This is a genomic window from Microcoleus sp. Pol7_B2 (assembly GCF_036701035.1).
Lineage (GTDB): Bacteria > Cyanobacteriota > Cyanobacteriia > Cyanobacteriales > Microcoleaceae > Microcoleus.
Genome location: NZ_JAUBQB010000090.1, coordinates 1 through 26,087 on the forward strand (window position 1 = coordinate 1; position 26,087 = coordinate 26,087).

Annotated in this window: 18 protein-coding genes and 2 pseudogenes; 10 read left to right on the plus strand and 10 right to left on the minus strand. The window is 48.2% G+C overall.

The window, feature by feature from the left end; all coding sequences use genetic code 11:
• Positions 1-77: 77 nt before the first annotated feature.
• From QUA57_RS24620 to QUA57_RS24635, 4 genes and pseudogenes are all read right to left on the minus strand, one after another.
• A pseudogene (locus QUA57_RS24620) lies at positions 78-353 on the minus strand (IS630-like element ISMae26 family transposase); the annotation flags it as partial.
• Positions 354-927: 574 nt separating this feature from the next.
• Positions 928-2,055, minus strand: a complete 1,128-nt coding sequence (locus QUA57_RS24625; protein ID WP_333042215.1) for a type II secretion system F family protein — start codon at positions 2,053-2,055, stop codon at positions 928-930.
• An 87-nt stretch (positions 2,056-2,142) separates the two neighbouring features.
• Positions 2,143-3,240: a type IV pilus twitching motility protein PilT gene (locus tag QUA57_RS24630; protein ID WP_333042216.1), complete on the minus strand. Its 1,098-nt coding sequence runs from the start codon at positions 3,238-3,240 to the stop codon at positions 2,143-2,145.
• Between the two features lie 89 nt (positions 3,241-3,329).
• Entirely contained in the window at positions 3,330-5,336 is a 2,007-nt protein-coding gene (locus tag QUA57_RS24635) for a GspE/PulE family protein (protein ID WP_333064233.1), read from the minus strand.
• 1,291 nt (positions 5,337-6,627) lie between these two features.
• On the opposite strand from QUA57_RS24635, the gene grpE reads away from it, so the two are divergent.
• The 8 genes from grpE to QUA57_RS24675 all read left to right on the plus strand — a co-directional run bounded on the left by grpE (position 6,628) and on the right by QUA57_RS24675 (position 15,600).
• Positions 6,628-7,422 carry a nucleotide exchange factor GrpE gene (gene grpE, locus QUA57_RS24640; RefSeq protein WP_333064231.1) on the plus strand — a complete coding sequence of 265 codons (795 nt, stop codon included), beginning with the start codon at positions 6,628-6,630 and terminating at the stop codon, positions 7,420-7,422.
• Positions 7,423-7,715: 293 nt separating this feature from the next.
• The gene (dnaK, locus tag QUA57_RS24645; protein ID WP_333064230.1) at positions 7,716-9,893 is read left to right on the plus strand and encodes a molecular chaperone DnaK; all 2,178 of its coding nucleotides are present in this window, start codon (positions 7,716-7,718) and stop codon (positions 9,891-9,893) included.
• A gap of 132 nt (positions 9,894-10,025) precedes the next feature.
• Positions 10,026-11,153 (plus strand): molecular chaperone DnaJ, encoded by a 1,128-nt coding sequence (gene dnaJ, locus QUA57_RS24650; RefSeq protein ID WP_333042223.1) that lies wholly within the window; start codon positions 10,026-10,028, stop codon positions 11,151-11,153.
• Positions 11,154-11,444: 291 nt separating this feature from the next.
• Positions 11,445-11,735 carry a sulfurtransferase TusA family protein gene (locus tag QUA57_RS24655; RefSeq protein ID WP_333042225.1) on the plus strand — a complete coding sequence of 97 codons (291 nt, stop codon included), beginning with the start codon at positions 11,445-11,447 and terminating at the stop codon, positions 11,733-11,735.
• Positions 11,732-12,982, plus strand: coding sequence for a ribosome small subunit-dependent GTPase A (gene rsgA / locus QUA57_RS24660; RefSeq protein ID WP_333064229.1), 1,251 nt, complete (start codon positions 11,732-11,734; stop codon positions 12,980-12,982). The genes QUA57_RS24655 and rsgA overlap by 4 nt, the downstream gene beginning before the upstream one ends.
• Positions 12,983-13,222: 240 nt before the next feature.
• Positions 13,223-14,008 carry a MotA/TolQ/ExbB proton channel family protein gene (locus QUA57_RS24665; protein WP_333042229.1) on the plus strand — a complete coding sequence of 262 codons (786 nt, stop codon included), beginning with the start codon at positions 13,223-13,225 and terminating at the stop codon, positions 14,006-14,008.
• A gap of 15 nt (positions 14,009-14,023) precedes the next feature.
• Positions 14,024-14,752, plus strand: a complete 729-nt coding sequence (locus QUA57_RS24670) for a biopolymer transporter ExbD (RefSeq protein ID WP_333064228.1) — start codon at positions 14,024-14,026, stop codon at positions 14,750-14,752.
• A 650-nt stretch (positions 14,753-15,402) separates the two neighbouring features.
• Positions 15,403-15,600 (plus strand): NblA/ycf18 family protein, encoded by a 198-nt coding sequence (locus tag QUA57_RS24675; protein WP_006635253.1) that lies wholly within the window; start codon positions 15,403-15,405, stop codon positions 15,598-15,600.
• A 434-nt stretch (positions 15,601-16,034) separates the two neighbouring features.
• On the opposite strand, the gene QUA57_RS24680 is transcribed toward QUA57_RS24675, so the two are convergent.
• The 6 genes from QUA57_RS24680 to QUA57_RS24705 all read right to left on the minus strand — a co-directional run bounded on the left by QUA57_RS24680 (position 16,035) and on the right by QUA57_RS24705 (position 23,286).
• Complete coding sequence (locus QUA57_RS24680) at positions 16,035-16,484, minus strand: hypothetical protein (RefSeq protein WP_333042233.1); 450 nt, start codon at positions 16,482-16,484, stop codon at positions 16,035-16,037.
• A gap of 80 nt (positions 16,485-16,564) precedes the next feature.
• Entirely contained in the window at positions 16,565-17,767 is a 1,203-nt protein-coding gene (locus QUA57_RS24685) for an anhydro-N-acetylmuramic acid kinase (RefSeq protein ID WP_333064226.1), read from the minus strand.
• Positions 17,768-17,835: 68 nt separating this feature from the next.
• Positions 17,836-18,567: a PP2C family serine/threonine-protein phosphatase gene (locus QUA57_RS24690; protein ID WP_333064224.1), complete on the minus strand. Its 732-nt coding sequence runs from the start codon at positions 18,565-18,567 to the stop codon at positions 17,836-17,838.
• A 415-nt stretch (positions 18,568-18,982) separates the two neighbouring features.
• The gene (locus QUA57_RS24695) at positions 18,983-20,749 is read right to left on the minus strand and encodes an AarF/ABC1/UbiB kinase family protein (RefSeq protein WP_333042236.1); all 1,767 of its coding nucleotides are present in this window, start codon (positions 20,747-20,749) and stop codon (positions 18,983-18,985) included.
• A gap of 112 nt (positions 20,750-20,861) precedes the next feature.
• Positions 20,862-21,194 (minus strand): DUF6825 family protein, encoded by a 333-nt coding sequence (locus QUA57_RS24700; protein ID WP_190660406.1) that lies wholly within the window; start codon positions 21,192-21,194, stop codon positions 20,862-20,864.
• Positions 21,195-21,714: 520 nt separating this feature from the next.
• The gene (locus tag QUA57_RS24705; protein WP_333064223.1) at positions 21,715-23,286 is read right to left on the minus strand and encodes a protein kinase domain-containing protein; all 1,572 of its coding nucleotides are present in this window, start codon (positions 23,284-23,286) and stop codon (positions 21,715-21,717) included.
• 901 nt (positions 23,287-24,187) lie between these two features.
• On the opposite strand from QUA57_RS24705, the gene QUA57_RS24710 reads away from it, so the two are divergent.
• On the plus strand, positions 24,188-24,802 hold the full coding sequence (locus QUA57_RS24710; protein WP_333042238.1) for a hypothetical protein: 615 nt from the start codon (positions 24,188-24,190) through the stop codon (positions 24,800-24,802).
• Positions 24,803-25,893: 1,091 nt separating this feature from the next.
• A pseudogene (locus QUA57_RS24715) lies at positions 25,894-26,087 on the plus strand (hypothetical protein); the annotation flags it as partial.

Genomic DNA, 26,087 nt, shown 5'->3' on the forward strand with positions numbered 1-26,087 from the left:
ATTTTTAAACTACGAGCCATAAAACGCACCATAAACGCCATCTCTGTATTATATGCAACTTCACATTAAATTGGTATTAGTTCTTTTAAAGTTGCATCATTATTCTCTTCTATTATTTCCACTAAAGTCACTAATTGTTCGCCCTGTTAATTTGGTGGGTGGACTTCCTCCTTGAGCAAGAGGACTTATATCTCCTGTCTCTTGGGCTTTTTTAGTAATTTTTGAACACAGCTCTTAGCTACCTTAAAACGTTCTACTAGTTTTCTTATAGAGATATTTTCTTGTTCTCTCACTTCTATTATTTTTTTTATAAAATCTAGTGAATACGGTTGCCTTGATGATTTTCCTCTCAATAGTTTTACTTTACCAAGTGTACCTCACCTCATAGCTGTGAAAAACGCTATAGCATATTAACTAATGAAGAGCCACTTTTTTTATTCTTTCTATTCTGGGGTCGTTCAAATTGGTCAAATCTTCTAAAAAACTGGCATTTAATATATTCACCACAGGCCAGGAATCTGTTTTTTTTGTTGGTGTCTAAAGTTTGAGTAAAACCTTTTGCCAGTGATAGCACCCATAAACTACCATAACTACCTTGAAATTTATTCTGATTTAACTGTAGCCTATTTTGGGTTCAAATTAAGATGCGTTTACCCTGGAGCCTAAAGCCAGGATTAGGCAGCAGTTAAATCTGTCTGCCTATCCTACTTGACTTTTGTGATATTTTCGTAAGTTGTCACCAATGGGAAGACCCTGGTAATGAAGATTTGGAGGCATAGCCTCCAAATTGTTTTCTCCTTTTAATCGAGGATGTACCTCCTCCAAAAGTCTGCCCAGGCAGAGCCTGGGGACGATTGAAATAGTCATTGGTTATGCGTTAATTGCTACTAACTAATAACTAATAACTAATAACTAATTAGCTCTTTTTTACAGCTTCTGGAACACTGCGAACATCGGCAGATACATCGACAGCAAAATCGCACCTACGATACCACCGACGACCACAATCATCAGAGGTTCTAGCATACTGGTAAGTCCTTTTACTGCTTCTTCCACTTCCGTTTCGTAGAAAGCGCCAACTTTCATCAGCATCTTGTCAAGTTCCCCTGTCTCCTCGCCAATTGCCATCATTTGAATGGCCAAAGACGGAAAAACAGCTTGTTCTTGCAAAGCAATACTGATCATGCCGCCGCTTTGAATTTCCTGTCTCGCATATTCGATCGCATTAGATATCGCCTGATTCCCCGCCACATCTCGCACAATTTCCAAAGAATTGAGAATCGGCACGCCCGATCGCGTCAGCGACCCAAATATCACGCAAAACCGAGCCACCGCAGATTTTTCGATCAAATCCCCAAAAATCGGCAACTTCATCGCAATCCTATCAATTTGTAGGCGACCTATTGGAGTTTTGTAGTACATATCGAAGGCAATTTTGAGCGCTATAATTACCCCAATAACTGTTATCTGTTGGATCGGAGGCCAAGCGGTACAAAATGCACTAATTGCCAACATAAACACCGTAAAAGCTGGCAAATCTGCACCAATATCCTTAAATATTTTAGCGAAAGTTGGTAGCAAGAATATGGTCATTGCGAAAAAAATCACGATCGCAATAAAGAACACAGTCTTCGGATAAGACATCGCCGAATTAATTTCAGCCTCCGTCTTGTGATTTTTTTCCATCATCACCGCCAGACGGTCTAGGGTTTCATCGAGAACCCCCCCGACTTCTCCCGCCGCCACCATACTGATAAACAGTTGGTCAAACACATCAGGAAACTTAGCCATCGCCTCTGCCAAGTTTATCCCTTCCTGCACGTCAGCATTCATGCTTCTGAGCGCTCGCTTCAGCTTAGCATTAGAACACTGCTCGTGCAGCACGGAAAGGCATCTCACGATCGCCACCCCTGCATTAAACATAGCCGCAAACTGACGAGCAAAAATAGCCATATCCTTAACAGTAAGACTGGTAAGGTTATACTCGATTTGCTCCTGAATCTTACTGAAATCAAAGCCACCTTTCGGTTTTTCGCGGATAACGTTGGTAGCCACAGCTCACCTCTGAAAATTTATTAAAATTTATGACTCATCAGTCATTAATTCAGTCGGCAGACTTCTGACTAATGACTGCTGACTGAATTAATGAGCTTTTACCGGGGCGCCACCAACAGGTGCCGGGCCGATCAAGCGTTCGAGTTCGTCAGCCTTAGAAGCCTTGCCCATTGCCGCTTCCCAAGTGACTTTACCGCTCTTGTAAAGTTCAGCGAGGGCCATTTCCATCGTCCTCATGCCTAATTTCGCTCCCATTTGGATTTGGGAGTAAATCATTGGAGTTTTGCCCTCCCGGATCAAGTTAGCCATAGCTGGAGTATTCACCATGATTTCCATAGCGCAGCAGCGGCCGCCCCCAACTTTCACTACCAAATTTTGGCTGCAAATTCCCACCAAAGAGTTAGACACCTGGGCGCGAACCTGGGGTTGTTGAATGGGCGGGAACACGTCCAAAATCCGATCGATCGTTGCACCCGCCGAATTAGTGTGCAGCGTTCCCATCACCATGTGACCCGTTTCTGCAGCCGAAATTGCCAGACCGATCGTTTCCAAGTCGCGCATTTCCCCCACCAGAATCACATCAGGATCTTCGCGCAAAGCTGCTCTGAGCGCATTAGCAAAGCTCTTAGTATCTTCGCCCTTTTGACGCTGGTGAAACAAACTCTTGATATTAGGGAACACATATTCGATCGGGTCTTCAACTGTTAGAATATGTTCCGCCCGCGTCCGGTTGATCAGATCCAACAAAGCCGCCATCGTCGTAGTTTTCCCGGAACCCGTTTGTCCCGTCACCAACAGCATACCCCTGGGTCTTTCGGTCAGATCCCGCAAAATCTGTGGCACGCCTAAAGCATCTGCGTTAGGAATCTTAGAAGCCAGAGCCCGCATACAAGCCGCCCAAGCACCCCGCTCCCGGTAGACATTGACGCGGAACCGAGCCAATCCCCGAACACCATAAGCGCAGTCGAGTTCCCACTCCATTTCCAACTGCTTGCGCTGCATATTGTTGAGCATTTGGAAAATTAGGATCTGCACTTCCTCAGCAGACAGAATGTCGCCGTATTGCGTCTGAGGAGTTAGTTTACCGCTGACTCGGAAGAATATAGGCGCGCCCGCTTGGATGTGTATGTCCGAACCCCCTTGCTCTACCAGGGACTCCAGTACGTCTTCAATCATCAGACCCATAGATACCTCTCCTCGATCAAATTGATAGTTATTGACCAATCTAGCTCAGTTAACAGTCAACAGTTAATAGTCAACAGTTAACTGCTGAATCAATCCACAAAGCGTGGCGTCAAGCAGTACGGACAATCCAGCATCTCCGGCTTCAATTCCGCCCGACAACTTTTGCAGGTAAGTCCCTGCTTGCGTTTGGCTTTCAGTTCAGCCTCCAGGCCCGAGTCAGTAAACGTCACCCGCTCGACTTCTTCAAAAGTAGTCGCGCCTTCCCGCACTAACTGCAAGCTGTAAGCCAACAACGTTTTCATCCCTTCTTCTACTGCTGCTTCCTTAATTTGCTCTGTGGGAGCTCCTTGAGTGATCAGAGTTTGAAGCCGCTCAGTATTTTTCAGGAACTCGTAAACCCCTACCCGTCCTTTGTAGCCTAGGCCGGCGCACTTGGTACAAAGTTGCTCGCGTTCTGCCAGTTCCTTCCTTTCCTCCACCGGTACAGTGTTGGCTTTGTAAACAGTTAGATCAATTTCTTGAGAAGCCGACAGACCGTACTTGCCGAGTTCTGCGGCAGTAGGCTGGTAAGGAATGCAGCATTTGTCGCAAACGCGCCGCATCAGACGCTGAGCCAACACGCCCAACAGAGCTGCCGAAACCATGAACGGTTCTACGCCCATTTCGGCCAAACGCGCGACTGCCCCGGCCGCGTCGTTCGTGTGCAGCGTCGTCAGCACCAAGTGTCCCGTCAAAGCAGCTTCCAGAGCTGTTTTGGCTGTTTCCTTGTCCCGCGTTTCCCCCACCAGCATCACGTCAGGGTCTTGCCGCAAAAATGCCCGCAGAATGTTGGAAAAAGTCAAGTCTTTTTCCCGAATTACTTGACATTGGGTAATTCCTGGCAAAGCATATTCGATCGGGTCTTCCGCCGTACTGATATTAACCCCCGGATCGTTCCGTTCCGCCAGAATCGAGTAGAGAGTAGTTGACTTGCCCGAACCCGTCGGCCCCGTCACCAAAATCAGTCCGAACGGACGGCTAGCACTCTCTCGGACTAAAGCCAGAGTTTCCTGGTCGGAGATTAACAAACCCAAGCCCAACTGAGTGCTGGAACTGTCCAAAATCCGCAGCACGATTTTTTCGCCGTACCGCGAAGGTAAGCTGTTCACCCGGAAATCGACCGTGCGTCCCTCAAATACCCGGCGGATGCGGCCGTCTTGAGCTTGTCGGCGTTCGGCAATATCCAGGTTGGCAATAATCTTGAAACGAGCGGTAATCGATGCGACTACCTGCTTGGGAAACCGGAAATACTCTTGCAGCACCCCGTCTTTCCGCATCCGAATCCGCATGAACTCTTCTTGAGGTTCTACGTGGATGTCAGACACCTTTTCCGACAGAGCTTTAGCCAAAATGATATTGACCGCCTTAATTACCGGAGCGGCCTCAGCATCGTCCAAGGTGTTAGCTAGGTCTTCTTGGTCGGCACTCTCCTCTTCTAGCGAGAGTTCGCCAAAATCTCCCTCCCCTAAATCCATCTTTCTCTGCTTTTCGGCTGCTGCCATTTTGGCTGCTACCTTAACTTGATCCTCTTGATAGGCAGAAGTGATGTCCTGATAGTCGTCTGGCGTAATTACCCGTCGCTGCAAAGCCAAGCCGTGAGGCTGTAAAATCCGCCGCAAATCTTCTATGGCGTTGAGGTTGTCGGGATCTACCATGGCTACTAAAACGGCCGCAGGCTCAGTTTCAGTCTTCGCTACGGGTAAAAACCGACCTTGGTGACAAATGTCGATCGAAATCTTCAACGCGTCGAGCATAACTCCGAGTTGCTCGTTAGACATTTCGCTCATCTCCGGGTCAAATGCTTCAACCCCGTAGACTATCTTCCGTTCAAACATCTGCTGCTTCTTGTAAAGTCGCAGCAATTCTGGGGGTAACGGCTGCCCGGTAAGTGCTTCTAATACCTCCGTCAAACGCTTGCCCGACTTCTGGCTTTCAATTTGAGCTTGCTTCACTTGCTCGCCGTTGACGTAACCCGACAGAATCATCTTGGTGAGAGCCGGAGGAAATTGGCTCACAGCAACTAGGGAGGTGGAGCGAAGCGGGGATGTGCTAGTCATAAAAAACACTCAATAGGTGGGAAACTCAGTCACTAAGAGTGCTGAGAGGAAAACCAACGCGGGGTTTTAACCCCCGTATTCTTTGCTTATGGATCAGCTATCATGTTGTTGCTCAATCCCTATCTCTCAAGTGTAAACTCGCAGTCACCTCTAAGCTTCGTCCACAAATTGACGAGACGTTGGAGGGGTTTGCCGATTCTTGCCATCAAATCTTGTTCGTTGAGTGCTAAGTTGCTTACTTACCTGATTAACTTGCGGGATACTCTCGTTATAGCGTCAGGGCACATCATTTGGGGATTCCCGGTACCGGGAGAGAAAAGCGGGGCAGGGTGGGTGGGCTTCCCACGCTGTTATATTTTCCCAAATTGTTTGGTCAAATTACAGCGCCCGTGGTGGCGCGGTTAGCTCTACTCAATTAAAGATGAACTCTGTTCTGTGATGATAGCTTTTACGAAAGCCTCGATCGCCCTTTTGAAATATATTTTGATTAATTATCTGCGATCGGTCACTGCCCGATCGTCGGCTGCATGAGCCCCCAGGGCAAATTTTGAGCAACTCTAGTTTTGGGTCAGTAAATATTACTTTGATTATACCCTGGTGTCCAAACCTTTGTGACGTAAGGTTGAGGGTTCAAAAATCGTGGAAAGAGGCAAATTAGATATCAATCGTATTTACAGATGAGCACCTCCGCCACACCAGGTAATGTCTATCATTTGACTAGCCAAAATTCGAGAGTTCAAGCGACTTCGGCGGTATCGAATCAGAAAAACCACAGCCCCAATTCGCATTAAGATTAACAACCTAGTATCTGAGTTACACAAGCAAACACCTAACTACTGACTCAATCACTACAAATTCCTTTTTCTCCTGACTTGGGAAACTCAGCAAATGGTAAAAAATGCCAGTGTCAGCTTGCGACTAAAACAGCCTGACCGATGATAAATTTAAGTTTCTCTCGTTTTAAGTAAACCTTGAAACATCAAGCCTCATAATTGGGAAATATTGTAGTAGACTTAACCGCAAAATATACTCATAAAAATTGTGGTAAATGCGATCGCGTTAATTAAAAATGAGAACCCAAAAAAAGTTGGGTTGCCCCCATTGCTGCCATATTATACGTAAATATCTAAACGGGCCTTTGAATATTTTATGGAAAGCTTTGAGCAATGTCTCCAGAGCTGGCGAGTTTTCCTCTTTTCACATTGTGCCATACACAGTCAATTCGAGTCCTCTAGATTTACCGGGTTAACTGTATCTGCTAGAATTGATAGGGTTCTGTCGCGCAGCTTTTATGATTGACGAGGAAAAACAGCAAGATCAAGATCCTAACTCAACTGGGGAAACCACCCCAGAGGGTTCGCCAATGGCAAGCGAAAATCCGGCGGCATCAGGAAACTCGAACGAATCGGCGGATTGGGAGCTCGAACTTGCTCGAGCCTATCAAAGTGCTCAGGGCGATCGCACCCCAGCAAACGCATCGGGACCTACCGTCACCGGCAGTTCAACAAACAGTCCGACTGCAGACGCGGCGGAGCCTTGGAAGAAGGAACTGGCCCAGGCAAACGATGAAAAAGAGGCTTTAAAAACTCAGTTGCAAGCCGCATCCGCTCAACTAGAAGAACTGAAAAATCAAAATCTCCGCCTAGCAGCAGATTTTGAGAACTTCCGCAGGCGTACCCAAAAGGAAAAAGAAGAGCTAGATTTACAGGCAAGGTGTCTCACGATTAAACCCCTGTTGCCGGTAATTGACAATTTCGAGCGCGCTCGATCGCACATCAAGCCGCAAACCGATGGCGAAATGAACATTCACAAAAGCTACCAAAGCGTTTACAAGCAAATGGTAGACGGCCTCAAGCAAATCGGGGTTTCTCCGATGCGCCCCGAAGGTGAACAGTTTGACCCCAACCTCCACGAAGCTCTGCTAAGTGAGCCAACTGACGAACACGAGGAAGGAACAATTATCCAAGAACTAGAACGCGGCTACATTCTGGGCGATCGCGTCTTGCGGCACGCCAAAGTGAAAGTTGCAGCGGCTGGGCTATCTGTGGTAGCCTCAGATGAAAATCCCGATAGTTCAGAAGGTTAATCGGGATACAAGCTACTGCATTCCTCAAAGTCACTGACCCCCGAATAGAATTCGGGGGTTCCAAGGTGGCCGACTCACCAACTTCTTAATTAAAGATGACTAAAAGCAGGTCAGCGCTTGATCCAAAAATTCTGAAAAATGTTTTTACCAGTCTTTGATATTGCTTTAGGACATCAAGTTTATTTCCTACAAATCTAGTCTGGGAATGCTTGTTTAAACAAGCTGAGTCGTTTTTCATCTCCCAACCTGTAGTTGGAGATTTCCAAACATCCCACAAAGTTTTATGAGGCGCTATGGGAAAAATTATTGGAATTGACTTAGGCACGACTAACAGTTGCGTAGCTGTGTTAGAGGGCGGTAAACCCGTCGTGATCGCCAATTCCGAGGGCGGGCGCACAACTCCGAGTATAGTAGGATTTGGCAAGGCGGGCGATCGCTTAGTAGGTCAACTAGCCAAGCGGCAAGCTGTAACTAATGCTGTAAATACTGTCTACAGCATCAAACGATTTATCGGACGCCGGTGGGACGACACGGAAGAAGAACGATCCCGAACTCCCTATACCTGCATAAAAGGCAAAGACGACACCGTTAATGTCCAAATTCGGAACAAGGTTCACACTCCCCAAGAAATCTCGGCAATGGTACTCCAAAAGCTCAAGCAAGATGCTGAAGCTTATTTGGGACAAACTGTTACCCAAGCCGTGATTACAGTGCCAGCCTACTTCACAGACGCCCAACGGCAAGCTACTAAAGACGCCGGTACGATCGCGGGCCTAGAAGTCTTGCGGATCGTCAACGAACCGACGGCGGCAGCCCTTTCCTACGGGCTGGACAAGCAAAATATAGAACAGAAAATATTGGTCTTTGACCTAGGTGGCGGTACTTTCGACGTTTCTATTCTGCAACTGGGAGACGGAATTTTTGAAGTCAACGCTACCTCCGGTAACAACCATCTCGGAGGAGATGACTTTGACGACTGCATAGTCCAGTGGCTGGTAGAAGCTTTCCGGACTCAAGAAGGCAGTGACCTCTCACAAGACAAAATGGCTTTGCAGCGCCTCCGAGAAGCTGCCGAAAAAGCGAAAATCGAACTCTCCAACCGGGAATCCACCTCAATCAATCTGCCCTTCATCTCTTCTGACGAGAAAGGGCCGAAGCATTTGGAAATGGAACTCTCCAAAGCTCAGTTTGAAAAACTGGTGGCTCATTTGGTGCAAGCGACGATCGATCCGGTGACTCAAGCCCTCAAAGACGCAAGTTTGACCCCCAAAGACATAGACAGAATTATTTTAGTGGGAGGCTCAACCCGGATTCCGGCAGTTCAAAAGGCAATTAGCAAGTATTTTGGGGGCGTTTCTCCTGATAAATCCGTCAATCCCGACGAAGCTGTAGCGGTAGGCGCGGCAATTCAAGCCGGGGTGTTGGGTGGTGAAGTCAAAGATTTGCTGCTGCTCGATGTGACGCCGCTCTCACTGGGACTCGAAACCTTGGGCGGGGTGTTCACTAAAGTAATCGAGCGCAATACCACTATTCCCACCAGCCGATCGCAAATGTACAGCACGGCGGCAGACGGGCAAACCTCGGTAGAAATTCACGTGCTCCAAGGCGAGCGGGCATTGGTTAAAGACAATAAAAGTCTCGGCAAGTTCCTGCTCAAAGGCATTCCCCCAGCTCCCCGCGGCGTACCTCAAATCGAAGTTACCTTTGAAATTGATGCCAACGGGATTCTCAAGGTGGCTGCTGAAGACAAGGGAACCGGAAAAGAACAAAGCATCCAAATTTCGAATACAGGCGGATTGAGCGAAACCGAAGTCGAGCGGATGCGACAAGAAGCCGAACTTTACGCCGACGAGGACATCAAGCGCGCTCTACTCGTCGAACTCAAAAATCAAGCTGACTCCCTCGTCTATAATTGTGGTGTAACTTTAAAAACCAACGCGCAACTGCTGAGTGACGAGCTCAAGGCAGAAGCGGAAACAGCCGCAGCAGCCTTGCGAGCAACGATGACTAACCCCGACATCACAGTCGAGGAACTCACGCCCGCAATCGAATCTTTCAAGCAACTGCTATACTCGCTGGGGACAGCAGTCTACGACCAAGCCCGCAGCGGGGTAGCCCCGTCAGGATCTGTTGGTGAAAGCGAGATGATCTCAGAAGTAGAATCATCAGAACCAGAAGAGGTTAAAGCGGACGACGACAGTATTTTGCTGAAAGAAGAGCTGCTGGTGGCGCCCCAAGCTCCGCCGGAACCAAAGCCGGAACCAAAGCCGGAACCAAAGCCGGAATCAAAGGCGGCATCAAAGCCGGAATCAAAGCCGGAACCAAGGCCGGAATCAAAGCCGGAACCAAAGCCGGAACGACAGTCAAAACGACAGTCAAATCCACCGTCAAATCCACCGTCAAATCCACCGTCAAAACAAAAACAGAAGGTTCCCGAACCAGAAGTTGATGATATGAATCCTTTCCTTTAAAACTGAAAAGCTAAAAGTTAAAAGTTAAAAATTAACAATGAGAATTTTTGATTTTTAATCTGTAATTTCAGGAAAGGTCGCCCGTTTCTTTTTCGTACACTTTTTGTTATTTACCTCCAGGCAAGCAGCTCTATGGCCGGTGATTACTATGAAATATTAGGCGTTTCTCGCAGCGCAGACAAAGAAGAAATTAAGCGTGCTTACCGCCGCCTAGCTCGCAAGTACCATCCAGATGTCAACAAAGAATCCGGTGCTGAGGAGCGGTTTAAAGAAATTAACCGCGCCTACGAGGTACTCTCAGAACCAGAAACCCGCGCCCGTTTCGACCGTTTCGGCGAAGCAGGGGTCAGCGGTGCAGGCGCGCCTGGGTTCCAAGACTTCGGTGACAGCTTTGCCGATATTTTTGAAAGCTTCTTTCAGGGCTTTCAGGGAGGTGTCGGCCAACAACAGCAAGGTCGCAGGCGCAGCGGGCCGGTGCGCGGAGACGATTTGCGCCTGGATTTGCGGCTGGATTTTCGGGAAGCAGTGTTTGGTGGCGAAAAAGAACTTCGCATCAAGCATTTAGAAACCTGCGAAACTTGCACCGGGACTGGCGCCAAACCGGGAACCAGACCCCAAACTTGCTCGACTTGTACCGGCAGTGGTCAAGTCCGACGCGCTACCCGCACTCCGTTCGGCAGCTTTACTCAAGTTTCAGTTTGCCCTACTTGCAACGGCACGGGGCAAGTGATTGAGGATAAGTGCGAAACTTGCGGCGGCCGAGGCCAGAAAGAAGTGATGAAAAAGCTGAAAATCACAATTCCGGCTGGGGTTGACAACGGTACTCGCTTGCGCGTTTCCAATGAAGGGGATGCCGGCAAACTCGGCGGGCCGCCCGGAGATCTTTACGTGTTCTTGGCGGTGAATGAAGACCCGCTATTTAAGCGCGACGGCACTAACGTTAGCTCGGAAGTGAAAATTAGTTATTTGCAAGCAATTTTAGGGTGCCGGTTGGAAGTGGAAACCGTAGACGGGCCTACGGAATTGTTGATTCCTAGCGGAACTCAGGCGAATACTGTTCTGACTTTGGAGAAAAAAGGGGTGCCTCGGTTGGGAAATCCAGTCAGTCGTGGCGATCATTTGATTACGGTGTCTATTGACATTCCGACTAAGGTGACGGCTGAGGAACGGGAGTTGCTGATGCAGCTTGCTAAGCTGAAGGGCGATCGTACCGGTAAAGGCGGCTTGGAAGGATTTCTGGGTAATTTGTTTCAGAAATAAGCAATTTTTGACACCAATTGGTGTCAAATTTTCCTGTTTGAGGATTCCCCGGCAATTTGTTTCAGTATCGGTCAAAAATTTGTGTGCAATTGCTCACAAAAATCTCAGGTGGGACGCTTCCTGGGCATTGCGTTTCAGCAGCGCTCAAAAAAGTGAGCGCAATTGCGCTCACTTTTTTGAGAAAGAATAATAGTCTGTGTCCAATTGGAAAGAAAATTTTAGATTCTCCAGTTTCCAGGCAACTTGTTTAAAAAAGTAAGGCTTTCAGGATTTGAGATTGCAAAAAGCATTATGAATTCAACATCGAAAATTGAAAATCCCAAATCCCCAGATGCCAAAATCGATCTGCGGGGTACTCCGTGTCCTCTGAATTTTGTCCGCACTAAACTGCGCTTGGAGCAAATGGCACCGGGTGCTGTTTTGGAGGTGTGGCTGGATGCTGGGGAGCCGATCGAACAAGTACCTGATAGTCTCAAAATGGAAGGCTACCAGATACTTGAAACGCAATTTGTCGCGGATGAGCCGGAGTCGGGCTTTTTTTCAATGAAAGTGCAGCGCCCAGAAGACAAGGAAGCAGGATGAGCCTGAATTCACCCTCGAGCGTGGGTACTGTAATTGCTGTTCAGGCTAACTTCTACCAAGTGAGGTTAGATCCCGAAGTCTCCATTGACGGGAAAAAGGCTCCCCTCGCTGATTCTCCGGTTCTCCTGTGCACTCGTCGCACTCGACTGAAAAAAATTGGCCAACAGGTGATGGTGGGCGATCGCGTGGTGGTAGACGAACCCGACTGGACTGACCGCCGAGGTGCCATTTCTGAAGTCTTCCCGCGCCAAACAGAACTCAACCGCCCGCCTGTAGCTAATGCCGATCGCATTCTCCTTGTTTTTGCCCTTGCTGAACCAGACTTAGATCCCGCATCATTAACTCGGTTTTTAGTCAAGGCCGAATCTACAGGTTTAGAAGTGAGTTTGTGCCTGAACAAATGCGATTTGGTCACGCCCCAGGAGTTGGGACAGTGGCGCGATCGACTTTCAGGCTGGGGCTACGAACCAATGTTTATTAGCGTCCGCAGCGGTGCAGGAGTTCAAGAAGCCGCCGCTAATGAGGAAAATGAAGTTTCTGAATCGGAACCCGGTTTCCATGCCTTAGTGGATAAAATGGAGCCATCTCTGCCGATTTATGAGAATCACCCCCAAGCTCCAAATTCGGTCAAGGCATTACATCCGTTAAACCCCGTACATAGCCCGTTGCCGAACTTGCTTCTAGACCACCTGCAAGGAAAAATAACGGTAATTTGTGGCCCTTCTGGGGTTGGCAAGTCCAGCTTGATCAACCAACTGATCCCCGCCCTGAACCTACGAGTGAACGCTGTTTCCGGCAAACTCGGCCGCGGGCGCCATACGACTCGCCACGTCGAACTATTTGAACTCCCCGGAGGCGGACTTTTGGCCGATACTCCGGGCTTTAATCAGCCGGCTCTCGAATGCGAACCCTCAGAGTTAGCGGAATATTTTCCAGAAGCGCGCCAGAGGCTGTCTTTGGGTAGCTGCCAGTTTAGCGACTGTTCGCACCGAGACGAGCCTAACTGTGTCGTGCGGGGCGGTTGGGAGCGCTATGAGTATTACTTGCAGTTTCTCGAAGAGGCGATCGTCCGCCAACAAGCTCTGCAAAACTCCAGCAGCGCCGAATCGAGTTTGAAGCAGCAAACCAAGTCGGATGGTACGCAGCATTACGAACCGAAGCTGCAAACTAAAAAATATCGCCGTTCTTCCCGCCGCGTTCAACACCAGTCACTCCAAGATATGTGTCAAGACTTAGAGGAATTGTGAGGAAGTCGCCGCCCATAGCCCGTAGGCACTAGAAAACAGTACCAAGACTTACCCAGAAACCGGGTTCCCTCGACGAAAATACTTCGTTGTACCCCGATGCCCCTTCGCAAAACCGGCGTTCTTTAGTCGCGAGTGCGTAAGTCCTGAGTACATTAATAGCTAAAATTAAATGGCCTTAGATTTGTTAAAAAAAGTAGAACAGAAGCAAAAGTTAGCGGGTACTGCAGGAGCAAAAATATTGTGAATATTCAAGAACTGTTTGAAAAAGGCGGCCCCGCCATGTGGCCCCTGTTGCTGTTATCGATTCTATCTTTGAGTACCATTATCGAGCGCTTGTGGTTTTGGGCGAGCCTCCTGAGCAAAGAAAAGCAGATAGTTAACCGCATTCTGGAAGCGGCTCGCAGCGATTGGGGGGCGGCTAACGAGATTGCCAGACAAGCTAACCGACAGCCGATCGGGCGATTTCTTTCTGCACCTCTGCGGCTCTACAATCCCGAACCAGATTTATTTCGACTCGCACTCGAAGCAGCAGCCGATGAAGAGTTGGCTTCGATGCGTCGCGGTGACAAAATCTTAGAAGCTACGATCGCTCTAGCCCCTTTGCTGGGCTTGCTGGGAACAGTTTTGGGCTTGATTAACTCGCTCAGTTCCATCCGTCTGGGCGACATCGGCACGTCGGCAACAACTGGCGTAACTTTGGGGATTAGCGAGGCGCTGATCACGACTGCTACTGGAATGATAGTAGCAATTTTTAGCTTGGCGTTTTATCGGATCTTTCAAGCTTTTTTGTTCAACCAGGCAAAAATATTTCGCAAAGCTGGAAATGAATTGGAATTGCTTTACAGGCAATACTGGCCTGCAGCTAATGCTAAGGGTCGAGCACCCGGTGCAGAATACAGCAATTCTTCTTTTGGTGCAGATGGTTTGAACAGGCGTTCTCTCAATTCTCAAGAATCGGGAGAACGGAATCGGGAGCCGAAATTGAAAGGTTCCGATCCGGCTGAAGATTCACCTTCTAATAATTAGAACCAAGGAGAACTGATGAAGATTAATCTAGATACTCCTGCTGAAGAGGCTCGGATTGAACTGGTGCCTTTAATTGACGTGATCTTTTGCATTCTGACGTTTTTTCTCCTGGCGGCTTTACAACTGACTCGGCAGCAAGCCATTAATGTGGATTTGCCTAAAGCGAAGACAGGACAAGTACAGATGCGAGAGATGCTGATTGTCAGCATTGACGATTTCGGTCAAACTTATATCGACCAATTGCCTGTTAATTACCAACAACTCGATCGAGTTTTAAAGAGTTTCCAAAGTAAAAATCCTACGGGGTTGATGGTGCTGTACGCTCCTCAAAATGCGAGATATGCCAAAGTTGTGGAGGTTTTAGACAAATTGAGAGAGGTAGGGGGCGATCGAGTTGCCCTGGCAACTCTTCCTAGTTCGGCTTCCTCCCCATCGCCCAATACCTCGCTTCCCAATTCGGGCATTCCTGCGGCACCTGCGATCGGCAATTCCGGTCAACCTCTGCCGTCTCCTGTGCCTCCGGGGCAGCAACAGTTCAATCCCAATCAGTTTCAATCTCCTCTCCCCGCTCCCGGGCAGCAGCAGTTCAATCCCAATCAGTTTCAATCTCCTCTCCCGGCTCCACAGCAGCCTAGCAACTTTGGGACAAATCAGGGCATTCCTCCTGTTTCGCCTGCACCCGCTGCTCCCAATTTCAGACCCGGAGCGGTCACTCCACCCCAGGATGGCGGGCCATCGAATTAGTCCGAAGGAAGAAAGAAAGAAGAAGGGAGAAGGGAGAACAGACAAATTCTCCGACTCTCCCCATCTGCCCCTCTCCCCATCTTCCGCTCTGGGCATCTCCCCCTCTCCTCCTCTTCCAATCTCCGCCTCTCCCCCTCTCCTCATCTCCCCATCTTCAGCTCTGGGCATCTCCCCCTCTCCTCATCTCCCCATCTTCAGCTCTGGGCATCTCCCCCTCTCCTCATCTTCCAATCTCCGCCTCTCCGCCTCTCCTCATCTCCTCATCTCCCCATCTTCAGCTCTGGGCATCTCCCCCTCTCCCGCTCTTCCGCTCTCCCCCTCGCGCAGAGAATCTCCGCCGGATTTGGTATAAAGGGCTTCAATTCTTTTGGTTCGTACTGAGCCTTTTTTCTCTTGACAAGTAGATACACTTGTATATGCCTGCGGAAGGAACTTTTGCAGACATCTCCCCATCTCTATCCCTAAGTAAGTTATTTCTTAGGACAGAGGGTAATTTTGTCAAATGATTGTTACCTTTTGTAATATATACTAAAGCGATATGGGCCATAGGGCATCCCGAAACCAACCGTCGATCGCTGAAACAACTTACAAATCTGGTTAATCCAGGTGTTCACTTTTAAGTCACCTTTACTTACAGAGGAGTCAAAGTCATGAGCCAACCAGCAGAATTGTCTTTGGAACAGCAATTTAGCCTGTGTTCCTTCAAAACACAGGTAAGTGACATGAGCCGTGAACAAGCTCAGGAGTTTTTGGTCAAGCTTTACGAGCAAATGATGCTACGGGAAACCATGTACCGCCATTTTCTGAAACACCACTGGGGTTTAGAACCTAACCCAGGCGTTGAGTAACCAAGAGTCGCAGTCGGCGACCTCCGTCTCTTACTCTCTTCCCTCAAGCGGAAAGGAGTTGGGGGTGATGGGGCGTCACTCGAAGGCAGAAGCTAGAAGACGTGTGTAGAGACTTGAGGAAAATTGGACAGTTTCTTTGTGGATTTCACTCGAATTGGGGAGTCGAGCTAAGCAGTTTGTCGATCGACACCACCGGAGAGCGCAAAGACAATTTATCGCGCCTCGACTCGAAAATTAGATAACTATGAATAAAAAGTGTTAATTTTTTAACCACTTAAAATTTTTAACAAATTAAATATATTTGTGTTTATTTGCAGCGGATGAGGTTTGACAACAATGGCGCTAGTCGGACATCTGAGCGCGACCTCCGACTAGCAAAACCTTCAGTTTTCACATCAATCCCTAGAACTGGCAACTGTGGACTCTAGAAAGAGTTATTCTGGCTGACGTTCCAGAGTCGCCTCCATTGTACTCGTCAAGTAATGACCAGACATGATGCCGCTAGATTGGTAGTAGCGGTTGTCATCAACCCGGTGAAGGGTATCAAAACCCGTCCGCCGCTGGCGTTCGTCTCCCAATACCCAATAACGCTGGACGATCGACTGGGGAGCAATCCAACCTTCGCCCTCGACGCGGGCGAGTTCGCTGTGTTGGAGTACAAAAGTATACTGCCGTTCATCGCTGTTGAGGTGTCCTCGATACTGCAAAATAATCTCTTCGCGATCGCCTCCAGGAAATACGAGCTTTGTCACCATACTGAACCAATCTGTTCGGTTCCAGCTCACTAAAGTTTTGCCTTTAACCGTAATTGGCACGCCATTGCGCTCAATCCAGCTTCCTTCGAGCGTCCATTGGCCAGATTCCATTAAAAACGTGTGAGCCACAGTGCTGTTCCTATGCTTTTCCTGCTGGCTACAATGCTGGTGCAACAACGCACAGCCGTTGTCCCTCAGACTCTATGCTATCACGCCCAACTGTGCCAACAAGAGTTAATTTCTCCTAAAAGTACCGATGTCCGGGCACCAGTAACTTGAGGCAGATTGCCGGGAATGCCCCGAACCCGCCATGCGGCTAAAACCGCGAATGCGATCGCCTCTTTAAAATCTACATTCAAGCCTGCCTCAGAAGTAGTCAACACTTGCACTGGATGCAATTGAGATTGCAATCGGCGTTTTAAGTAGAGATTGTGGCTTCCGCCCCCACATAGTAAAACTCGATCGGGCATAGCCGGTAAAAAAGTTTGGTAACTGTGAACGATCGAGGCAACAGTCAGTTCTGTCAGAGTAGCCAGCACGTCAGCAGGACTGAGGTTGTAACCTTGGGCCTCGACCAAACACCTGTCAAAATAGTCTACACCAAATAGCTCTCGCCCCGTTGATTTCGGCGGTGCTTGGCGGAAGAACTCTGACGCGAGCCAATCCTCGACTAAAGCTTGACAGGGAGTGCCCGATGCTGCCCAAGCTCCACCTTCGTCGATCGTCTTAGTGCCGCCTGAGAAGTGCTGCACTGCCAAATCTAACAGGGAATTCGCCGGGCCTGTATCCCAGCCCGATATGCCATTCCCCAGACTGAAAATCTCAGACTCGTCATTGTTTTCCCCTTTTCCTCTGGCAGGGAGATAGGTAACATTGCCAATTCCCCCCAGATTTTGGATGCAGAGGCTGATGTTGGGTTCCGGCAGCAGGCAGGCATCAACTATGGACACTAAGGGTGCTCCTTGACCCCCTGCAGCAATGTCTGCAGAGCGAAAGTTACTGACAGTAGTAATTCCTGTCAATTCCGCAATTAGCGCGCCCCGCCCGAGTTGCAAGCTGTAGCCCATTAACGCACCGGCGCTGTCTTTGGGGGCTTTGCCAGCAGGTCGGTGGTAGACGGTTTGACCGTGAGAGCCGATTAATTCGGCTTTATCATATTCCGCTTGCATTGTCAATGCCGCCGTGGCAAATTCTTGGGCAATCGCATCATCTAATTGGGCTAGTTCAGCCATTGACAAAGCTGAACCACTGCAAACCGAGAGAATTTGCGATCGCAAATTAGCAGGATAAGGGAAAGTCTTGCCTGCCACCAATTGCACTTTCAAGTCTGTTTGGGAACCGACCACATCCACCAAAGCAGCATCAATGCCATCCACCGACGTGCCGCTGATCAAACCGATAACGCGGGTCATTCAATTTTAGATTTTAGATTTTAGATTTTTAGATTTTAGATAGTGGGGTGTGATCGGGCGATCGAATATTATTTGAGGTCGATCGTCACGATCACCACAGTAATATTATCGCGTCCACCTTTATCCTTAGCTGCTTGAATTAAAGCATTTGCAGCGCCCTCGCAGGCGCGAATCGACTTCAGAGGCGAAGCAATCAAAGGATCGGAAAGTTCTTCAGTCAAGCCATCGCTGCAGAGCAGCAAGCGATCCCCAGGCTGCACGTCCACCGGCAAAATATCTATCTCCCGCAAATCATCGCGGCCCAAACACTGGGATAAAACGTGACGCCAAGGATGAGTGCGAGCCTGGTCAGGAGTTAGAGCCTTTCTTTTCACAGCCTGAGCCACCCAAGTCTGGTCTTCAGTAATCTGCTCCAAGCGAGAGCCGTGTAGCCGATACAAGCGAGAGTCACCGATATTAGCGCACCAGGGTCGGCCCTCATCCCTAAACATTAGAACCACAGCCGTAGTTCCCATATCAGCACGCTCCGGGTGGTCGAGCTGATCCGTCAAAATTGCTTGATTGGCAATTAAAAAAGCCTTTTCCAACAACAGCGGAGAATCCTCTGGCCCTTCCCAATGTTCGAGCAAATAAGATTGAATCGCCTGAGTCGCAATCCGGCTGGCTTCTTGACCTCCGGCGTGTCCTCCCATTCCATCGGCCACTATGAAAAATCGCCCGTCAGAGTCTATGTAGTACGAATCCTGATTTACGGAACGAACTAGCCCTGTGTCTGTCTTACCTGCGAAAGAGCGTTTCATAGATTGGGTGATTGGACTCATCGAACTTGAAAGCTTGATTTAATGGGGTGCGATTTTTTATTCCAAAACTTAAATCCCGAACGGACTTGAAATTCTGCAGCCCGCGATCGCGAGTTTTGGAAAAATTGCACTTCCTTGACCTCATATTGTAGATCGTATGATGGTAATCCCATCTTAAAATTTCCGTAAATCTAGTAAATTAAGCAGCACCTGCCAAAAAAAACTGGATTTCTACCCAAAATTAGAGGTTTTGCTGGCGAGAAATCTAGGCAGCAACCGGGTTTTTAGTCTCAAAGCGCGTAAGTGTTGTAAATTTCAGCAATCTGTGTTCAGCCAGCCAAAACTTAACATTCGATGTCAAATTTGGGCTGGCGAGAAATTTCAAACCTGAAATTTCAAATCGCAAATTGCACAATTATGACATCCTGTCTAAACGATCGATCCGCTTGAACAAACGCAGCATAGCAAACCCTGCACCCGCCGCCAGCACGGCAACAGCGACAGCCGGCCAGACTTGATTGCTGACAAACAAAATTGTCGCCGACAAAGTAAAAGCACTCATCAGCAAAGCATAATTCGTGCCCATTTGAGCGCTGCTCATGCGGCGAAGCAAGCGCTCTGTTTCTGCAGAACGGACGCGAATCCGCAAATCTCCCTGTTCGAGTTTATCAATAGTCTCCTCAATCCGGCGGGGCAAACCCAAAGCACTCGAACTCACCTGAGCCGCCTGACGACCGATTTCGTTAAAAATGCTGCTACTTGTATCATGGCCATTTCCATTAGTCATAAGCTGCATGGCAAAAGGTTGTGCCACCTCCATAAAGTTGAACTCGGGATCTAAACCGCGGCCCACCCCTTCGATTGTGGAAAAAGCTCGCATTACAAAAGTAAAAGTAGCTGGGAAGCGAAAAGGTTGGTTGTAGGCAATATCGTAAAGGTCGTCGGTAATCGCGCTCACAGACTGATTTTCAAAAGGCTTGTCCATGAAGTTATCCAGCATATACTGGATGCTGCGGCGCACCGGACTCATATCACCCGTAGGCACCAAAGCTCCCAAATTGATCAGAGAATCCATAATCCGCTGTCCATCCTTGGAAGCAATGCCGTAGAGCGTCTCCATCAGTCCTTCGCGGACGTTCGACTGGATTTGCCCCATCATGCCAAAATCATAGAAAATCAGACAACCGTCAGCACTAACAGCGATGTTGCCGGGGTGTGGGTCAGCGTGGAAAAAGCCGTCGTTGAGCAACTGGCGCAAATAAGCTTTTGCCCCCAACTGAGCGATTAATTTACGATCGATACCGGCAGCTTCCAAGGCTTCGTAGTGGCTGATTTTAATCCCTGGCAGGTATTCCAAAGTCAGCACTCGCGGAGCCGCGTACCGCCAATAAACCCTCGGCACCCGCACCCAGTCACAGTTGCTAAAATTGCGGCGAAAAGTATCAGCATTCCGGCCTTCATGGAGATAGTCAATTTCCAGCCACAGAATGCGACAGCATTCCTCATAAATCCCCATCCAATCTCGGCCGCGGCCCCACTTAGGATGGTTTTGAAAGTAACGGGCAATTCCCTTAAGAATTTGCAAATCGATCTCGAACAGCTTCCGCAGTCCCGGTCGCTGCACCTTAACCACCACTTCCGGGCCCGAATGCAGTTGAGCTTTGTGTACCTGACCCAGACTTGCAGCGGCCAGGGGCACCGGGTCAAAGCTGCGGTAGAGTTCTTGAACTGTCTTGCCCAAATCTTGCTCAACAATTACCTCTAACTGCTCGTAGCTGAAAGCAGGCACTTTATCTTGCAGCTTAGAAAGTTCCTCGACAAACTCTGCCGGGAACAAGTCGGCGCGGGTAGAAAATAACTGCCCAACTTTAATGAAAGTTGGCCCCAAATCCAAGAGTGTTTCTCGAACCCAGATAGCTTGAAAGCGGCGTCTGGCAACTTTCTTTTCTTCAGTCACGCCTCCCCAGTAGCTCCAATTTTTGCTGTCGAGCCAGAGGGAAGCCAGCCAGAGCAAGACAAAGGCCCAAATGTCGAAGAAGCGCCGCTTCCGGGAATATTTTTCACGGTTCCAGCGATAAGCTTTACTTTTGTAGGATTTACTAGCAGTTTTTGGCTCATCGGCTTCGCCAGTGGGCTTGGGGGAGCGCTGGCGATTAACAGAGTCATCAAGGAGAGCAGACACTTGGGTTCCCAAATTGCTTATTTTATGTTGTTGCTTTGATTGAAAGTAGGAGCGCAGGAGCGCAAAGCAATGCGCTCACGTAGTAAATAATAGTTGCGATCGAAATTGAGCGCTAGGGCAAACTGCTGCGGTAGCGCTGCAATTCCGATCGCACCAGAGCCACTTCGGCGCGCAGCTCGTCAATAGTCGCTTGCAAATCTGCAGGATGGATGTCTTGAATGGTAGTGGTGCTTGCAGTGCCAGTTCTGGTCTGCATCGCCTCATCCGACGCTCGATTTGCCCGTTCCACAACTCGATCGGTGAACTGTCGCAGGCGTTCTCTTTGTTCTGCGTCAAATTTGCCGAGTTCAGAGAAAGCGTTGGTTGCCGCGCTTTCTAATTGCTCGTACAGTGCTTCGGCAAGTGCTCTGCCTACAAAAAAAGCATGAACTGGGGGTTTACTCATAAAAAATCTCTGTGCGCTTCCGCAACAAATTATAACTTGCTTGTCCCCGATGATGCTTGCTCCCAAAGGAAGGAAGTTTGGGGGAATTGACACTCGCACCCCGAGTGTCGGGGGTGGGATTGTTGAGAGTTAGAACACTCTAACGCGCCACGGCTTAGCCCAAAAGCCTCGCTTACACTTGCTCAAATTCGAGGTTGGGGTTGCTTTGTACCAAAATATTTGCAGCTTGGCAGTATTAATACGCGACATCACACCACCTCAGCGCCCCGCACATATTCTAACATAATTTAAATCAAAATAGAAAACAGTCCTGCATTTTTTGGCGGGCATTTGGATTGCAGAGGGAATAGGAAATATTCGATAAACTTAGAGGGCGACTGTTGGGATTTTCAGCTTCGACGGAAGTTTTTGGAAGATAGTCGTTGGCTAGGTAGGGCCTTATTATCTAAACTAATGAGCAGATATTTGCTGACTCATAAAACCAAGTATTTGTCCGCACTTTGAACCAACAAAAACCATACTAATTTGTCGCAGGTTCGGGAAAAGGCATCGTGGGATCTGCCACAGGCGGTGGTGAATCAGGTGCGATCGAACTATCTGAATTGTTGCCACTGGGACTTGGTATCGCAGGATCAGGCGATCGCTCGATCGGCGACGCTATTACTGGCGACGGGGATTCCGACGGCGGCAGGGTTTCAGCGCTAGCACTCTCAGGGGCAGGCGCGGCGGGCGCGGCGGGCGGTTCTGCAGGCAGGGGCGCAACTTCTGGTACTGGTGCGGCTTCTGGTTGGGGATCTGGCTCGATTTCGGTTTGAGGCTCTGGAATGGGGGACTCAGAAGGCTCCTGTGCGGGTTCGGGCGTCGGCGATGGCTCAGGTTCCGGTTCGGGTTCTGGGGCGGGAGTTTCCTGGCTTGGAGACTCAGAAGGTACGGCGCTAGTTTCTGAGGGATCTTCGCTCTGTTCGGGAATGTTGGTGCTGTCTAAGGGGGGTTTGGGGCGCTTGTTGAGTTCGATCGGATAGAGAGGGCTGCTTTCGACAGACGGCTGCCCGAACATCGGCCCTGACAAATCGCGGGATTTGAGCAAATCTTCCAGAGATGGGAAGGAATCAATTTTGGGACGATTGCTGAGACTGGTGCTGTTGTAGTGCCATGCTAGGTCAAAACCCATCCAGCCTGCAATTGCAGCCGTTACGACAAACGCTAGAAAAGTCAACTGCGGCGGGGGAGGTGCGGGCAATCTTAGACTTTGCTTGCCTTTTCTTTTTACTGATACTCGCTCTGTTTCTTGCAGCATGGTGAGCCAATTTTCGACTGTCTGAGGGCGGTTTTGGGGGTCGATTTCGAGTCCCTGAAGGATGGCTCGCTCGATTCCTGGGCTGAGGTTGGGCTGAAATTGCCGTAACTCAGTCAAGGGAATGCGATCGCGCAGGGGTGCTGCTACGGGCGCCACGCCGGAGAGTAAGTAGTAGAGGGTGGCTGCGATCGCGTAGATGTCAGTGGCCGGTGTACATTTACCGTCATAGAGGTATTGTTCGATCGGCGCGTACCCGGGGGAGAGCAAGTTAGTGTGGGTTTGTTTGGTGCCGGCGGTAAAGCCGCGGGGAATTCCGAAATCTATTAACATTACTACGTGAGAATCGGCTCGCCGGATAATATTTTCTGGCTTGATATCTCCGTGCAGCAATCCGCTGTGGTGAACTGTACTTACGGCTGAGGCTATTTGCCGAATATAGTGCAGGGCCTGGGGTTCTGGCAGCGGCTGATCGGTTTCGACTATTTGGGCGAGAGTTTGGCCCGGAATGTAGTCCATTGCAATAAAAGACTGTCCGGCTTCTTCAAAAAAGTCAATTACCCTGACTATGTTGGGATGCTGACACCGCGAGCGGCGTTGGGCTTCGGCAATAAACTGCTGCTGAAATTGGGCAGATTCTGGGTGTTGGCGCAGACTTTCGTTGAGGGTTTTGAGTACGACGGTTTGGTTTAAATGGGTGTGGATAGCTCGGTAAGTGATGCCGAACCCTCCTATCCCTAAAGTCGCGTTAATTTTGTATTTGCCCTGTTGCAGGACTGTTGCTGGCGCTAAGTTCATCTTCAGTTGATGCCGTTTCCCAAACTATGCTACCGCCTTTGGGTTATTTCGCAGAGTTAGGGGTGAGGTTTGAGCGATCGGCGCCCTAGTTTTAGCTTTAGCTCTGCTATATCTTTAATCTTGGCATCCCCACGTCATTTTATCTGTCGTAGGTATTGTGAAAATTAACGCTCCGGCTTTCCAATAATAAAAATCCCGCTCTTGTGGAACGGGAAAGCCATCAGGGTGCATCTATAATATCTGATCTGACTCTAACTTATGGGGGGTACAACCCCTCATTGCTTTAACAAGTCTTTAAAATTAGTCGATTTTTGTAAAAATTTAGGTTTTATGTTGACTTATAATCAATTTTATGGGATTGAAGATTGCCGCATCGCGCTCTTGAGCTTGGGGAATTGAGACTCTCAGGTCTGAAGAGACGCTCGATTCTTGAATAGACTAGGGGAGAGAGCAATTTTTGCAATCTGGCTGCGATCACTTCAGTTGAGGCGAACTGGTACATTCCGATGGCGAATATGATCTGGATTTATAATACGTCGTTTTCCCCTGCTGCTCCCAGAGTCACACCTTACAGACCAAATTACCTTTTTGGCTCAGATGAAGTTCAGGCGAGCGGCCTAAAATGAGAAAGAGGCATCGTATCGGGCTTAATCTTGAGACTGCAAATGGCTCAAACCTTGTAAATAAAAAGGCTGTAAGCATTCTCCCGACATTGGTAGCCCAGAGCCATAAATGCTTCAATCGCTGTTCGCGTTACACAGCAAGGCCTGGAGGCAAGCTCAAGTTCCCCCCAAGGGGGGAACTTGAGCTTAAGTTGTCACGAATGGGGTCTTCCTGGTAACGATAAGCGATCGATTAGCAATTAGCAGCAATTAGTAATTACTTATTCTTTGGTTTGAAAATGTCTGTTAAACAATCACATTACGAAACTTTACTAGCAGAGTACAGCGAATCTTCGGCCGCGATCGCCCTGCTGAAAAAATATCGCGTTTACATGGAAATGATTCCGAGTATCCGCCGCGCCCATGAGAGTTTAATCACAATTCCTTTGCCAATTGCGCGCTTGCGGGACGGGGTTTCGTATGCCGGAAGCAGCGGCACTAGCATATCGCCCGGACAGGCAGTTTGTTTGCCCTGCGATTTGGCCATTTTGATGTGCGATCCAGAATGGAAAGTTAAAATAGGAGTGGAAATTTTGATTTTCATTCATCGTCCGGGCGAAGAGTTTTCTGAGTTGCTCGGCCGCTGGCGGCAGTCTCAAGTTTGGCTGGATAAAGGTTACGAATGGGTGATGCCGCAGCGCTACAGACATATTTACAGCGATGAAGCTGAGGCTGTCCATCCGCTATTTGTTTTGTTTGAGGAAACGCCGGAACTGATTCAACGGGGTTTGATGGCGGCTGGTTTGCCGTTTGTGGTGGAAAGTTTCGAGTCGGGGAGTGAAGAAGTAGAGGAGGAAGAGTTTCTGGGTAGCGGGGAACTGGGAAGTATTGGTGAAGAGAGTTTTGATTTGTAGGGTGGGTGCGATCGCCTATAGCCATCCTATTGCTTGAAATAAAGTAGATTTTTTTCAACGAACTGCAGAGGGCGCTCTGGGCGCAGAGAAAGAGAAAAGAGAGAAATATTGATGTTTGTGAAGCCCTAAGTGCGTTGTTATACGAAATTCTGGTTAGCTACCCCCCTTAGAATATAGTAATCCTAAATCAGTTGCCAAAATATTGGGCTTCACTAATCCTGATTAATTTGGTATTAATTCCGAGTTTTTATAAAAAAAGCCATACATCTCTAGCTTGGGAAAATCAAAAGTCTGACAATCAGTTACAAGCATAAATAGTTTTGGCTCTTCATTAGTTAATATGCTCAATGAATAGCTAAGGCAGGAAAGAAAGACAAATGAAGCTAGCAAAATAGTTGGTAAGCTGTTGTGCATTTAAATTGTATGTTGAGAGCGGGCTTTCCTGCCCAACCTCTACTCCCCACCAAAGTTAAAATTTCTTTTACCATGCAATTTAAATGCGGATTAGCTTATACTCTTTACCTGGTTTAACAGAGAAAGCTAATTTATTATTAACTATAAGCCCAACCTAGAGGGGTTAGGTGGATTGAACAGCCATGAAAACGAATAAAAAAAAGATAAAATTGTTAACAAAGCTGTTGAAAATCGAGAAATAAAAGTAATTTTATATCGCCGCTAGGAAGGAATTAGAATCATTTTACAGGTGGCATAAATTGTCAGTAAATTAACTTTACACATGGTAAAAAAAGTCATAAATTACATCAACATTCTCTATACCTAGTCAAAAAATTACCTTGGAAATAAGCTGTTCAGCATCTAAAACGCATATTGTATGGTATAGTATAATAATTTTAATAAAATTAATACCTACTAAAAACTTCCTCAGTTCTGAAACAAAGAAAACTCTGTAACAAGCATTAAAAGACCATGAGCATCCAGATATTCGACAAAGAGCGTTAATATTTTTATTACTAAATAACGGAAGCTCACAAGCTCAAACTACTGAAGTAATTGGATGTTCTCTCCGAAAAGTTGCCTATTGGAGTGTTCACGGTGATCCTGAAATTTTAGACAGTTTTAAAGATAACAGGATGAAGGGTAATTACCGAAAAGCTACAGAGAAATACATTAATTTACTTTTAGAAACACTTGAAGTAGACCCGGAAAAATATGGTTATGAGTTCGGAAGATGGACAACAGCTAGACTTGCAACATACAGCAAATTCCATGTAAATGTGGTACACTACATTCAGTACATCAGCAGAAAAAATGAAAGCTTATTCGC

Excerpts from the sequence above, each read along its gene's own strand:
- QUA57_RS24675 (WP_006635253.1), top strand. The coding sequence starts at position 15,403 with ATGAGCCAACCAGCAGAATTGTCTTTGGAACAGCAATTTAGCCTGTGT.
- QUA57_RS24690 (WP_333064224.1), bottom strand. The coding sequence starts at position 18,567 with ATGAAACGCTCTTTCGCAGGTAAGACAGACACAGGGCTAGTTCGTTCC.
- QUA57_RS24670 (WP_333064228.1), top strand. The coding sequence starts at position 14,024 with ATGAAGATTAATCTAGATACTCCTGCTGAAGAGGCTCGGATTGAACTG.
- QUA57_RS24710 (WP_333042238.1), top strand. The coding sequence starts at position 24,188 with ATGTCTGTTAAACAATCACATTACGAAACTTTACTAGCAGAGTACAGC.
- dnaJ (WP_333042223.1), top strand. The coding sequence starts at position 10,026 with ATGGCCGGTGATTACTATGAAATATTAGGCGTTTCTCGCAGCGCAGAC.
- grpE (WP_333064231.1), top strand. The coding sequence starts at position 6,628 with ATGATTGACGAGGAAAAACAGCAAGATCAAGATCCTAACTCAACTGGG.
- QUA57_RS24655 (WP_333042225.1), top strand. The coding sequence starts at position 11,445 with ATGAATTCAACATCGAAAATTGAAAATCCCAAATCCCCAGATGCCAAA.
- QUA57_RS24700 (WP_190660406.1), bottom strand. The coding sequence starts at position 21,194 with ATGAGTAAACCCCCAGTTCATGCTTTTTTTGTAGGCAGAGCACTTGCC.
- rsgA (WP_333064229.1), top strand. The coding sequence starts at position 11,732 with ATGAGCCTGAATTCACCCTCGAGCGTGGGTACTGTAATTGCTGTTCAG.
- QUA57_RS24630 (WP_333042216.1), bottom strand. The coding sequence starts at position 3,240 with ATGGGTCTGATGATTGAAGACGTACTGGAGTCCCTGGTAGAGCAAGGG.
- QUA57_RS24635 (WP_333064233.1), bottom strand. The coding sequence starts at position 5,336 with ATGACTAGCACATCCCCGCTTCGCTCCACCTCCCTAGTTGCTGTGAGC.
- QUA57_RS24685 (WP_333064226.1), bottom strand. The coding sequence starts at position 17,767 with ATGACCCGCGTTATCGGTTTGATCAGCGGCACGTCGGTGGATGGCATT.
- dnaK (WP_333064230.1), top strand. The coding sequence starts at position 7,716 with ATGGGAAAAATTATTGGAATTGACTTAGGCACGACTAACAGTTGCGTA.
- QUA57_RS24705 (WP_333064223.1), bottom strand. The coding sequence starts at position 23,286 with ATGAACTTAGCGCCAGCAACAGTCCTGCAACAGGGCAAATACAAAATT.